Here is a 12,827-nt window from a genome sequence, read left to right as displayed (position 1 = left end):
TCCTACTAATTCTTATTTTCAATTTATAATGCTGTGGAATTTGCAGTCTTGGATATCTTCTTCTTCGAATCCTTTGTAGCGTTTTGGGTCTTCTATATTTTCTTCTTCGTTATCTTGTAAATGTGTATCTTTTAATTTTTTATGATAATTTGATATTTCGTAAATTTTTCTTAAAATATCATTCATCTCAATTAAATTTCCACCCATACGATTAACAAGCTTAACATCTTCAGATTGAATAGATAATTGAACATCTTCTCTCATCTGTCCATTACTCATTTCAACTGCTATGAATTTAGCTCCTTTTTTAGAAAGTTCTCTTAATCTTTCACTTGGGAAGGGGAATAATGTTATTGGTCTAAGTAATCCTACTTTTAATCCTTCTTTCCTTGTAATATCTACTGCAGTTCTAGATAATCTACTACTTATTCCGTAAGATACAAGAATAATATCAGCATCTTCAATGAAGTATTCTTCGTATTGAACTTCATTTTCTTTTATTAATTCATATTTGTCTTGAAGTTTAAAATTGAACTCTTCAAGTTGGTCAAAGTCCTGAAATATTGATGTTACTAAATTATGCATTGTTTCTTTGTTTCCTCTAACTGCCCAGCTATTATCAATTTCTTTTTCAATAGCTTTTTCAGGAAAAATCAATGGTTCTGCCATCTGACCAAGCACTGCATCAGAGAGGATTATAACTGGATTTCTGTATTTGTCTGCAATATCAAATGCTTTCATAGTTAAATTACACATTTCTTGAACACTGTTAGGTGCTAGAACTATGTTTTTGTAGTTTCCATGTCCTCCTCCTTTGACAATTTGGTTATAATCTCCTTGTTCTGGACCTATGTTTCCAAGCCCTGGTCCTCCCCTCATTACATCAACAATAACTGCTGGAAGCTCAGCTCCAGCGAGAAATGTGATTCCTTCCTGTTTTAAACTCATTCCGGGTCCTGAAGATGCTCCCATTACTCGATGTCCTGCTGCAGCTCCTCCATAAACCATATTTATAGCTGCTTCTTCACTTTCTGCTTGAACAAAATTTCTACCTACCATTGGAAAATATTTAGATGCTTCATGGAGAATTTCACTTGCAGGAGTTATAGGATATCCAAAAAAACAATCACATCCTGCATATAATGCTCCAATAATCACAGCCGTATTTCCTTTAACCATTTGACTAACCATTATCTTCACTTCCATAATTGTCTTTTCTATTTTTTTTCTTTTTAGGAATATGTACTTCAATAGCTAAGGGTTCTGGACAAGTATAATAACAATCTCCACATCCATTACAGTTTTTACCTTTGTATTTTGCATAATAATATCCAATATCATTAAGATCTTTACTCATTTCAAGAGCATTTTGTTTACATCCAATAATGCAACGTTCACATGCTTTACACTCATTTTTTTTAATAATTGGATAGGGTTCTAACTTTGTTTTTTTATCTGTCATTTTCTCCCTTTTTATAGTGATTTTTAATTAATTTATAATACTTAATAATAATTAATTTACAATACTTACTAATTATAATCTTAATAATAATTTTAATATAACTCTTAATTTTTCATATATAATAAATTTATCATGATTAATTAATATATTTATCTAACATTATTTTTATCTAATTTAAGTTTAGTTTATTAAAATAAATTAGTTAATGTTTTAAACTTAAAAGTAAACAGTAAATTAATGTAATAAGAATAAAAATAAATAAAAAATATAAGTATAAACATAATTAAGTATGAATAATGAGTTATATTATGTATTGGTAGATTTAGTTAAAATAAATAAAATTTAACACTGATTTCGAAAAAATAAAAAATTTTTTCAAAATCCTTTTTGAAGCCATAAAAACTGATTTAGGTACTTATGGGAGATTTTGCAAAATTTTCTATTTTGCGAAATCAGCGTATAAATATAAATTTCTAATAAGTTAATGCCTAATTAAACAATTAAATATATTTAAGTAATAATTAATTATTTAAAAAGTAATAGCTATTTAAAATTAATTATTATTTTCATTACTCAAATCATTATTTCTAATTTCTGCTCTTTTTATTTTTCCACTATTGGTTTTTGGAAGTTCTTCTACAAATTCAATTATTCTTGGGTATTTGTATGGTGCAGTTACAGATTTAACATGATTTTGAATTTCTTTTTTAAGGATATCTGAAGCTTTGTAACCTTTGGCAAGAACAATCGTTGCTTTTACAACTTGTCCTCTTATTTTATCAGGAAATCCGCTAATTGCACATTCTAAAACTGATGGATGAGATATTACTGCACTTTCTACTTCAAATGGTCCGATTCTGTAACCTGAACTTTTTATAATATCATCAGTTCTACCAATAAACCATAAATATCCATCTTCATCCATCCAAGCTGTGTCTCCACTATGGTAATGATTATTATACCATGATTCTTTAGTTTTTACTTCATCTTTATAATATTTTTTAAACAATCCTGGTGGTGTGCCTGATTTTACATTTACTGTTATTTCTCCTTCTTCTCCAAGTTCTGCTATTGAATCGTCCTGGTCTAATAACTCTATATTATATTGTGGTGCAGGTTTTCCCATTGATCCTGCTCTTGGCTCTAACCATATAAAATTACCAATCATAACAATACTTTCACTTTGTCCAAATCCTTCTCGTATTTTAAGTCCAGATATTTCATAGAATCTATTGTAAACTTCAGGATTCAATGGTTCTCCTGCTGTTGTAATATTGGTCCAATTACTGAAATTGTAGTTTGAGAGGTCTTCTTTAATAAGGAATCTGTATATTGTAGGAGGCGCACAGAATGTATTTACTTTATATTTAATTACCTTGTCTAAAAGGGTTAAAGCATCAAATTTATCGTGGTCATAGATAAATAGTCCAGATCCAGCTATCCACTGTCCATATAATGATCCCCAACTAGTTTTAGCCCATCCTGTGTCTGCAGAGGTATGATGGATTCCATCTTCAACTACAGCATGCCAATATTTAGCAGTTATTATATGTCCAATAGGATAAGTAAAATCATGTAAAACCATTTTAGGCTGACCTGTAGTTCCAGATGAGAAATATATTAAAAAGGGATCATAATTAGATGTATTTTCCTCTCCATTTGGTCTTTCAAATTTATCACTATATTTTTCAATTTCATCCCTAAATTTTAACCAAGTTGTACTATTTTTTTGATCGTTTATATTACCCACAATAACTTTTTTAAGCTTAATTCCCATTTTTTCTTCTGTGTTATTATAATCCTTGATTAAATCAGCTTCATCTACAGATAAAATCATTTTAACACTTGCATTTTTTATTCTATATGTCATATCCTTTGTTTTTAACATAAATGTTGCAGGAATAGCTATTGCGCCAATTTTATGTAGTGCCATCATTGAAAACCAGAATTCAAAACGGTTTTTCAATGTTAACATAACAGCATCTCCTTTTTTAATCCCTAAGCTCTTAAAAAAGTTAGCTGTTCTATTACTATATTCACTTATTTCTTTAAAAGTGAATATTTCTTCTTCATCGCAGTCATTACACCAAATAAGTGCTATTTTATCAGGATCTTCTTTTGCATATCGATCTACAACATCATATGCAAAATTAAAGTTTTCTGGAATTTTAAATCGAAAATTCTCCTTAAAATCTTCATATGAGTCAAATTCAACTCTTTCAACAAATTCTTTTACTAAAGATGACATTAATGTACCCTCGTTGGCATGAAATTTATTTAATTAACTCTGATTTCTATGTATGTTTTATTTAATATTCTAATAAATATTTTATTACTTATTATTATTTTTAATATTGCTTAGTATTATTTTTAATAATATTTGTATTATTTTTAATATTATTTCTTATTAAATTAATTAATAATAACAGCTAAGAACACTGATTTTTTATTATTCAATGATTTCATTGAATGTTCATATGTAGAATCAAAAAATATTGAGTCTCCTTCGTTTAAGATTATCTCATGTTTATGGATGAATAGTTTGACTGATCCTTTAAGAATATAGTTGAATTCTTGTCCAGGGTGGGTATTTGTTAATGGCTTTTCGTTTTCATTAGGTTCAATTGTTACTTTTAGAGTTTCTGCTTTTTTATTAATAAATCTATCAGAAAGACTTTCACATTCATATCCTTCTCTTTTTTCAATTGATCTGCCTTTTCCTGCTCTTGTCACATGGAATATATGCATTCTGGTTTCTTCACCAGACAAAAATAATCCCATATCTACATTTAAATTTTGAGCTATTTCGTAAAGAATACTAACAGGAATGTCAATTTCTCCATTTTCATATTTAATATATTTTTCTTCATCAATTTTAAGTTTATTAGCTATTTCATAGGTCGTATAACCAGAAATTTCTCTAAGCTCTTTTACTCGAAATCCAATATCTTTCACAATATCTTTCAACATAATCCCTCTAATTTATGAATTTTTGAATGTTATTTTTTTTAACTGTTATTTTTATCTTCGTTTCTTATTTCTACTCTTCTTATTTTTCAACTGATTGTTCTTGGAAGTTAAGTTATGAATTCTATTATTCTTGGATATTTATATGAGGCAGTTACATTCTTCACATGATTTTGTAGTTCTTTTTTCAGTTCTTCACTTGGAGTGTAGCCTTTTGCAAGAACAATAGTTACTTTTATTACTTGTCCTCTAGTTGAGTCTGGAGTTCCTGTAATTGTACACTTTAAACATTCCAAAAAAATACTCTTCTAATCTAATTTCTATTTCTTTTTGAATTTAAAACATTTAATTCTTCTTGCATAGCCCTTCTTATTTTATAATTTTCTCTGAAGTAATCAAAAACTTTATCTGCGTATTTATCTCCACCTACACCATATAATTTTCCCAAATTTTTGACGAATAGATTATATGCTTTTCTATGATTTGCAATTTCTCCTTGATTAATCAGATGATGATAATAAAACTTATAAACCTCTTCATCATATATTTTTACTAATTCTGGACCATATTGAAAAATAGCATCAGGATGACCTTTGACTCCTTGCCATAATAAATCCCATTGTTTTTCTTCTTTTAAAATTGGACCATAGTAATTAAAACTAGAGTTTTCAATAAGATTTGTAATCAGTTCTTCCTGTTTTTCTTCCAGTGAACCACAATTTTTATATAATTCCTTTAAAATATAATAATACTTTGAATTTCCTTTCTTAAGAAGATTATTAGCTATTTCTATTTGTTTATTAATAATTTTAAATGATTTATAAATATTATGCAAAATTTTTTCCCATTTTACCTGATTCGCCAATCCCTCGTTTTTATTCACTTTTTCTAAAGCTAACTTTTCAGCAAAGTCAAAATCCTTATTATTAATTGCATTTCCTATTAATTCCATAGCAAATTCATCGATTTGGGCATTATTCATTTTAAACTTTTCAGATTCTTCTTTACCATCAATAATTTCGATAATCTTTGATTTTAAAATCATGTTTTCGGAGTAATAATATTTACTATCACTAATATCGTCTATTGCATCGTATATTTCATTTTTATTTGATTTATTTAGAAATTTCAAAGTTTCATAAATAAAATTATAGTTATCTTCAGTTGAAATAAACTCTTTCTCTGAGTTTTTAATTAGAAGTTTAAAAGCATTTTCTTTTTCTTCCATCGTTCCATAAGTTTCAATTAAATCACAAGATTCTTTTAATATCTCAAAAGAGTCATAATGTAAACCATCTATTGAATAACCCTCAAATGAGAATTCATATAAACTATTAATTCCATTAATAATCTCTATTGACACATGAAAAGGAACCATGTATCTCTCTTTGTTTAAAGACTCTTTTGCTTGAGAAAGGATTTTTTCTAAATCATCTGTATATTTAGATGTTTCATCTTGATAATAATATGGATCATCATCAAATTTAAAATAGCTAGCATCACTAATGATACTTTTAACATCCCCAATTAAAAATTTAATTTCTTCAGTGACCTCTGGTTTTTTGAGGAATCTATATAAATCAGTTATAAAATCATCATATTTAAATCCTTTTTCTGTAATAAATTCTATTAAATCTTCTTTTGAAGCATTATTTAGAAGATATGATATATCTTCTTTGTCATCTTCCATTTTTTCAATATTTTTAACTGATTCTATATCTTTTTCACTAGATTCTACATAATTTCCATCTTCAATAGCTAAAAAAATAGCTATTAAATGCTTACATGTGTCACTCCAATCATATGGACAGTTACAATCGTAAAAATCAACATTATTCTCTTTATCAAGATCAATTCTTACTTGATAATCTTCAAATCCACTTCCTTTCACTTCACCATAATAGCTATGTTTTTGAGGATTATATGTTAAAAAAGAAATGTAATCATTTTCATAATAGTCTTCTCCTCTAGAGAATATTTCTCCACCTACTTTATTTAATAAATCTTTAATTTTCATTAAATTCCTCAAAAATACTTTAATCTTTTAAAATCAATCATTTATTATTTAAAATCCAATACTTTAAAACTCTGTAATCCAATAATTCCAGTATTTAATAGCTTCAAAAGTATCATCATTTTCATCCAATGCCTCTAAGTCATTTATATCAATATCAAACTCTTCATTATTCCATTGAACTTCAAGATAATCTATAGTATAAGCATCAGATTTTTTCCAGGAGATAGTTCCAATTTCATCAAATTGGTGCAAATTATCTTTTACAGTTACCACTTCACCAACAGGAATTTTTGGATTTTCACAGACTATTTTTGCAGGAAATGAACCACATAATCGCTCTGTCATATAACAATCTCAAGCATTAGAAATTTCTTCATCATCATAACAGTCAACTATTACTTTATCTTCTATTTGTGAACGATAATCATCTTTATCCATATAAATAAACCTAAATTATTAATTATTAATATATTATTTATTACCATTTATTACCACATTTTCACATTTAAATTCATTGTTTTTTCCAGCAGAAGTCATTCTTTTTCCACAAATACAAATAGAATTTTCAAAATTTCTCAGGAGGCAAAATTTTTACATAATCACATAATCGAAAAGAGTATAACAATATTACTAATATATGAACCTTATAAAAGTATTGAATAAAATATTAAAATTCGTGTTTATCCTCATTTCTTATTTGAACTCGTCTAATTTTACCACTAATTGTTTTTGGAAGCTCATCTACAAATTCCATCAAACGAGGATATTTATAAGGAGCTGTAACTTTTTTCACATGATCTTGAAGTTCTTTTTTAAGTTCATCAGAAGGTTCATAACCCTTTGTAAGAACAATAGTTGCTTTAACAATCTGTCCTCTAACTTGATCAGGAGCTCCAGTTATTGCACATTCTAAAACACTTGGATGAGAGATAAGGGCACTTTCTACTTCAAATGGTCCAATTCTATATCCAGAACTTTTAATTATGTCATCATTTCTTCCAACAAACCATAAATACCCATCTTCATCCATCCATGCAGTGTCTCCACTGTGATAGTAATTATCATACCATACTTCATTTGTTTTAGCCTCATTTTTATGATATCCTTTAAATAATCCTGGTGGGATATTAATTGTTCCTATTGAAATTTCTCCTTCATTTCCAACATCAACAATTTCATTATTTTGTCCAAGTAACTTAACATCAAAACATGGTGCAGGTTTTCCCATTGATCCTGGTTTTGGCTCAATCCATACGAAATTAGCAACACTAATAACTGTTTCAGTTTGACCAAACCCTTCTTTTAGTTTTAAATCGAATATTTCTTGAGCTTTATTATAAACTTCAGGATTTAAAGGTTCACCTGCAGTGGTTATATAATTTAACTTACTGAAATCGTATTTTGAAAGGTCTTCTTTTATAAGGAATCTATAAATTGTAGGGGGAGCACAGAAAGTATTTACTCCATATTTTTCAAGTTTTCCTACTAAGTTAAGGGCATCAAAACGGTCGTAGTCATATATGAATACTGATGTTCCAACAATCCATTGTCCATATAATCCTCCCCAAACTGCTTTCATCCATCCAGTATCTGCTGAGGTATGATGTATTCCATCTTCTTCTGCATTATGCCAGTATTTTGAAGTTATAATATGTGCTAATGGGTATGTAAAATCGTGTTTAACCATTTTAGGTTCTCCAGATGTTCCAGATGAAAAATAAATTATCATTATATCATTATTTTCATTTCTATTTTCACATCTTTTAAATTCATCTTTCTGTTTTTCTACATTTTCCATGTAATTAATCCAGTTTTCAGAAGTTTCAGATCCGACAGCAACTTTTATGAGCTCATTTTCTAATTTTTTTTCTGCCTCATTATACTCCTTGATTAAGTTTGCTTCATCAATAGAAACAATCATTTTAACATTTGCCTCTTTTATTCTATAAATAATATCTTTTGTTTTAAGCATATGAGTAGCTGGAACTGGTATGGCTCCTATTTTATGTAATGCAATAATTGTAAACCAAAACTCAAATCTGTTTTTTAAGGTTAACATTACAACATCACCTTTGCTTATTCCTAAACTCTTAAAAAAATTAGCTGTTTTATCACTATATTTTTTAATATCTCTAAAAGTGAATATTTGTTCTTCTTCATGATCATTACACCAAATAAGTGCTATTTTATCAGGATCTTCTTTTGCATATTTATCTACAACATCATATGCAAAATTAAAGTTTTCAGGAATAATAAATTGGAAGTTTTCTTTAAAATCTTCATAAGAATCGAATTCAACTCTATTAACGTATTCTTTTAGTAGGGATGTCATTGGTTCCACTCCATCATAGTATAATAGCTAAAAATTTAGCTTTTTCATTATTAAGTGCTTTCATAGAATGTTTATAGCTTGAATCAAAAAAGATAGAATCTCCTTTGTGCAAAATAATTTCATTATTATTAATAAATATCTTTAATGAACCTTCAAGTAAGTAATTAAATTCTTGTCCAGGGTGTGTATTATTAGATGGTTTTTCAACATCATCAGGATCAACAGTTACAAGGAAGGGCTCTCCTTTTTTATGAATAAATTTTTCAGCTAAATTTTCGTATTCATATTGGCTTCTTCTTTCTACTGATGCTCCTTCTCCTTTTCTTGTTACTGAGAATATATGCATTCGTGTTTCTTCTCCAGTGAGCAGTAATCCCATATCAACATTAAATTTTTGAGCTATTTCATACAGGATACTTGCAGGAATATTTTTTTCTCCAAACTCATATGCAATATATTCCTTCTCATCAATATTAAGTTCAATAGCTATTTCTTTTGTACTTATTTCTGAAATTTCTCTTAATTCTTTCACTCTGGATCCAATATCTTTGTCATTTTCTCTCAAGATAAACACCTTTTTAACCAATTGTTTTACTTGTATTAATTAATATTAATATATTAATACTATTAATTAGAATTTAATATTAATAATAATATTCGGGATTATAATGAATTTATTAGTATTTAATTTCATAATATTAATTTTTAAATCTCATTAATTAATTGTTGTATTTAATATTGGTAAATACTTATTAATAATTTATTCTAAATATTTATTAATTACTAACTGATTTTAATAATTTTAATTAATAAATATAACTAATTAATTAATTTAATATATACTAATATTAAATTACAAATACAAATTATATTTTTTTAGTAAGTTTATGTTGTTAAATATATTTTTCAAAATAATTTTTAGAATTAAGTATAATTTGTATTCTTTTGTTATAAACTTAATATATTTAATTTAAATAATATAACTATTTTAATAAAGTTAAGATATTAAAATAAGATAGTTAATGCTTAATGAATTAATTATTACATGATTTTAAATCATGATTAATTTAGAGATATTGGTGATTTTATGTCAGAAATTGGAGATAATGTTTTATTTAAAAATGATAATGGAAAAGAACTAGAATTAGATCAGAAATTTATAGGTCTTAAAACAAGAGATAATGGAATTTTAACAGTGAATTTCAGAACTCCAAAAGATTTAATGGAAAAAATAATGTCATTTTTCACTGGATTTAAAGATTCAGAACCGATTTGTGTTGATATTGGTGGAACTGGAGATATTTCATGTTATTTTAAAGGAATTTCTCCTCTTTTAGTTCAGACAGACAATGTTGGATTTGAATACTCTTTTTTGTCTGTTACATTGCAAGAATTAAAAGAAACTGTTCCTGAAGAACCACCTGCATGTGGATGTTTATAGATTATAAGTATTACTATTAATTATTGGAAATAATAATTAATTATGGAATAAATAATAATTAGAAACAGTTAATTATTAATTATATTTATTCATTCTTTAAAGTATTTTTCAAATATTTCATAGATCATTTCAGTATTTTCAAAGACAGTAGTATTTTTCATCGTACCTACTTTTATAACAGACTCAACATCTTCTTCTGTTAATTCTAAAATAAGATCATCGCCATTAGGTATTTTAGTAACAGTAGTTCCTTCTTTAAAATCTACAGGCATTATATAAATGGGAACTTGCGATTTTTGACCCATTATTACAGAGTTTGTAATTAAAGTGTCACCAATTCTATTTGCAATTTTTGCCATTGAATTTGATGTACATGGAGCTATAATGAGAAATTCAAATTGATGTGTCTGAACATCTCCAGCTAGAAATGGCGAGTTAGAATTTATTTCAAACCATACATTGTTAAAGTCTTTTTTAATATTTTTAAATAATTTATAGTATTTTAGAACTTGTTCTCCTGCTTTGGAAACATAAATTCTAATATCAATGTTATCATAGATTTTTTGAATGTTTAACATGGTTTCATAGGTTTCTTCAATTTTTTCCCCAGCTCCAGTGATTCCCCATGCAACTTTTATTTTTTTCATAGTATCAATTTTTATAGATTTATTATATTAACTTTTATAGAATTATATATAAAATTTATTATATGTTAACTATTATATGTTGACCTTATAATTTATATTTAAAGTTTATATTCTTACTATTTTTATCTATTTTTATATATTATTTTATTTTCATTTTATTTTCATTTTATTTTCATTGTTTATTTATTTTAGTTATTCTATTTGCTCTATTTTAGTTATTCTTTAGAATTTTTACCTAATATCTCTTTAATAAGGTAAATATCTGTGTTATCAATGGTTTTAACAGATATTATAAATATTAAATATATTATTAATGATACAATAACTCCAGGTATTATTGTTAAATGTGTAAAATGTAAAATAATGGCTATTATTATGGTTCCAATGATTATCTTGAAAATATCTTTAATCAGTTTTGTGTCAATTTTAAATAGCTTAGCTATTTCGTGGTTCATTAATATTGTTAATAAAAGTCCAGTAAGTACAACACTTATACTCGCACCAACATAACTCCAATAATGGATTAAAAACAAGTTTATTATAATATTAAAAGCACATGCAATTCCATTTATCCAAGTAACTTTGATTTCTTTGTCTGTTGAATTTAAAAGAGATGTAGAAGCCCCATTAACAAACAAAAATATCATGTTCCATATTAAAATAACAAGAACTATGGCTGATGAAGCATATTCTTGACCATATACAAGTAAAACAAGGTCTTTTGCATAAAAAGATACTAAAATAGCTATTGGTAGGATTAAAATAAGTAAATATTTGATAGATTTTTCATAAGTAACTTTTAATAGTTCTTTTGAGTTTTTATGCAATTTTGACATTAGTGGGAAAATTACATAGGTGTAAACGGTATATACTGTTGTAAATACCATGATAAATTTATAGGCTGCACTATAAGTTCCAACGGCTACTTCTCCTTTCATGAAAGAAAGCATAATTGTATCTATCATAAAATATAATGTGGTAAGTACAGTTATAAGTCCAAAAGCCATTGATGATTTGATTAAATTGTTCCATGATGATTTGTTAATCTCAATTTTAGGTGAAACTATTTTTGTACTTGTTTTATAATATAAATAAATCAATGTTATTATACTTCCAATAAGGTAAACTAAAGCTATACTTATTATTCCTAAATCTAAGAATATTCCTACTAAAAAACCTACAAACATTAGTATCGTGTTTATAAGTATACCAATAGCTTGGTATTTCATTTTTTCATGGGCTTGGAATACTCCATTAAATAAATAGCCCATACTCATAAATATGGTTTGTAATGTAATTATTAATGTAACTTCAATAGTTAATTTATCATAACCGATTAAATTTAAGATTATAAATGTTAGTATAAATATAATTGTGGAAATAACAATTTTTAAAGGAATAGAATTACTTATAATCTTTTTAGTTGATTCAGGATTTCTTGAAAGCTCTCGTGTTATATAGGTACTTAGCCCCAGATCTGTAAAAATTTGTACTATTCCTCCAAATGCCGTAGCAAAGGATAATACTCCAAAATCACCAACTCCTAAGTATCTAGCTATTAGTATTATCCAAACAAATGCAAATGCAGTATTAGTAACTTGTGCTAATGATAACCAACTTGTATTTTTGAAAACTGATTGTATCTCACTCATTTTTCCACATAATTCCATGTTTTAATCTATTGATTATTAATAATTATATATATCCTATTCTAATATGATAACTTACTAAATATATTCTATTATTAATAATATTGTATTATCTAATATTAATAGGTTCATGTTTAATATTAACAATTATAGTATGATACCTATTTTTTGACAATATATTCATCTATCCAATTTTCGACAAAAGATATTTCATCAACTAATTCGTAGTATAATTTAACCACTTCCTTTTTTAGGTATTCAATATCTGGAATGGGGTTTCTATGTAGTATATTTTTCATAGTTCTCCATAGT

Annotated in this window: 12 protein-coding genes and 1 pseudogene; 1 reads left to right on the top strand and 12 read right to left on the bottom strand. The window is 26.5% G+C overall.

Annotation, left to right across the window (positions count from 1 at the left end):
* Positions 1-18: 18 nt before the first annotated feature.
* From MBFIL_RS05205 to MBFIL_RS05165, 10 genes and pseudogenes are all read right to left on the bottom strand, one after another.
* Positions 19-1,191 (bottom strand): 3-methyl-2-oxobutanoate dehydrogenase subunit VorB, encoded by a 1,173-nt coding sequence (locus MBFIL_RS05205; RefSeq protein WP_066972116.1) that lies wholly within the window; start codon positions 1,189-1,191, stop codon positions 19-21.
* On the bottom strand, positions 1,184-1,462 hold the full coding sequence (locus tag MBFIL_RS05200) for a 4Fe-4S dicluster domain-containing protein (protein WP_066972114.1): 279 nt from the start codon (positions 1,460-1,462) through the stop codon (positions 1,184-1,186). Before MBFIL_RS05200 ends, MBFIL_RS05205 begins: the two co-directional genes overlap by 8 nt.
* A gap of 553 nt (positions 1,463-2,015) precedes the next feature.
* Positions 2,016-3,710: an AMP-binding protein gene (locus tag MBFIL_RS05195; RefSeq protein ID WP_066972112.1), complete on the bottom strand. Its 1,695-nt coding sequence runs from the start codon at positions 3,708-3,710 to the stop codon at positions 2,016-2,018.
* A gap of 164 nt (positions 3,711-3,874) precedes the next feature.
* Entirely contained in the window at positions 3,875-4,432 is a 558-nt protein-coding gene (locus tag MBFIL_RS05190; RefSeq protein ID WP_211261724.1) for a helix-turn-helix domain-containing protein, read from the bottom strand.
* Between the two features lie 110 nt (positions 4,433-4,542).
* Positions 4,543-4,710, bottom strand: a pseudogene (locus MBFIL_RS05185) (AMP-binding enzyme); the annotation flags it as partial.
* Positions 4,711-4,742: 32 nt separating this feature from the next.
* On the bottom strand, positions 4,743-6,446 hold the full coding sequence (locus MBFIL_RS05180; protein ID WP_066972109.1) for an SWIM zinc finger family protein: 1,704 nt from the start codon (positions 6,444-6,446) through the stop codon (positions 4,743-4,745).
* Positions 6,447-6,509: 63 nt separating this feature from the next.
* Positions 6,510-6,791: a calcium-binding protein gene (locus MBFIL_RS05175; protein WP_066972106.1), complete on the bottom strand. Its 282-nt coding sequence runs from the start codon at positions 6,789-6,791 to the stop codon at positions 6,510-6,512.
* Positions 6,792-6,917: 126 nt separating this feature from the next.
* On the bottom strand, positions 6,918-6,983 hold the full coding sequence (locus MBFIL_RS11310) for a hypothetical protein (protein ID WP_449405478.1): 66 nt from the start codon (positions 6,981-6,983) through the stop codon (positions 6,918-6,920).
* 130 nt (positions 6,984-7,113) lie between these two features.
* Complete coding sequence (locus MBFIL_RS05170) at positions 7,114-8,778, bottom strand: AMP-binding protein (protein ID WP_066972099.1); 1,665 nt, start codon at positions 8,776-8,778, stop codon at positions 7,114-7,116.
* Between the two features lie 13 nt (positions 8,779-8,791).
* Positions 8,792-9,352: a helix-turn-helix domain-containing protein gene (locus MBFIL_RS05165; protein WP_211261723.1), complete on the bottom strand. Its 561-nt coding sequence runs from the start codon at positions 9,350-9,352 to the stop codon at positions 8,792-8,794.
* 513 nt (positions 9,353-9,865) lie between these two features.
* Between MBFIL_RS05165 and MBFIL_RS10570 the strand changes: the two genes are divergently transcribed.
* Positions 9,866-10,219, top strand: coding sequence for a hypothetical protein (locus MBFIL_RS10570; protein WP_066972094.1), 354 nt, complete (start codon positions 9,866-9,868; stop codon positions 10,217-10,219).
* Positions 10,220-10,308: 89 nt separating this feature from the next.
* Here MBFIL_RS10570 and afpA read toward each other — a convergent pair whose 3' ends face one another.
* On the bottom strand, positions 10,309-10,866 hold the full coding sequence (gene afpA, locus MBFIL_RS05155; RefSeq protein ID WP_066972092.1) for an archaeoflavoprotein AfpA: 558 nt from the start codon (positions 10,864-10,866) through the stop codon (positions 10,309-10,311).
* 215 nt (positions 10,867-11,081) lie between these two features.
* Entirely contained in the window at positions 11,082-12,518 is a 1,437-nt protein-coding gene (locus MBFIL_RS05150) for a flippase (RefSeq protein ID WP_066972090.1), read from the bottom strand.
* Positions 12,519-12,827: the final 309 nt, after the last annotated feature.

The organism is Methanobrevibacter filiformis (genome assembly GCF_001639265.1).
Classification (GTDB): domain Archaea; phylum Methanobacteriota; class Methanobacteria; order Methanobacteriales; family Methanobacteriaceae; genus Methanacia; species Methanacia filiformis.
The sequence above is the reverse complement of the archived record's forward strand: the minus strand, read 5'-3'. Positions and strand labels throughout refer to the sequence as shown.

What these genes read in the sequence shown, in the direction of transcription:
- MBFIL_RS05150 (WP_066972090.1), bottom strand. Translation starts at nt 12,518, where the DNA reads ATGAGTGAGATACAATCAGTTTTCAAAAATACAAGTTGGTTATCATTA.
- MBFIL_RS05205 (WP_066972116.1), bottom strand. Translation starts at nt 1,191, where the DNA reads ATGGTTAGTCAAATGGTTAAAGGAAATACGGCTGTGATTATTGGAGCA.
- MBFIL_RS10570 (WP_066972094.1), top strand. Translation starts at nt 9,866, where the DNA reads ATGTCAGAAATTGGAGATAATGTTTTATTTAAAAATGATAATGGAAAA.
- MBFIL_RS05190 (WP_211261724.1), bottom strand. Translation starts at nt 4,432, where the DNA reads ATGTTGAAAGATATTGTGAAAGATATTGGATTTCGAGTAAAAGAGCTT.
- MBFIL_RS05195 (WP_066972112.1), bottom strand. Translation starts at nt 3,710, where the DNA reads ATGTCATCTTTAGTAAAAGAATTTGTTGAAAGAGTTGAATTTGACTCA.
- MBFIL_RS05175 (WP_066972106.1), bottom strand. Translation starts at nt 6,791, where the DNA reads ATGACAGAGCGATTATGTGGTTCATTTCCTGCAAAAATAGTCTGTGAA.
- afpA (WP_066972092.1), bottom strand. Translation starts at nt 10,866, where the DNA reads ATGAAAAAAATAAAAGTTGCATGGGGAATCACTGGAGCTGGGGAAAAA.
- MBFIL_RS05180 (WP_066972109.1), bottom strand. Translation starts at nt 6,446, where the DNA reads ATGAAAATTAAAGATTTATTAAATAAAGTAGGTGGAGAAATATTCTCT.
- MBFIL_RS05200 (WP_066972114.1), bottom strand. Translation starts at nt 1,462, where the DNA reads ATGACAGATAAAAAAACAAAGTTAGAACCCTATCCAATTATTAAAAAA.
- MBFIL_RS05170 (WP_066972099.1), bottom strand. Translation starts at nt 8,778, where the DNA reads ATGACATCCCTACTAAAAGAATACGTTAATAGAGTTGAATTCGATTCT.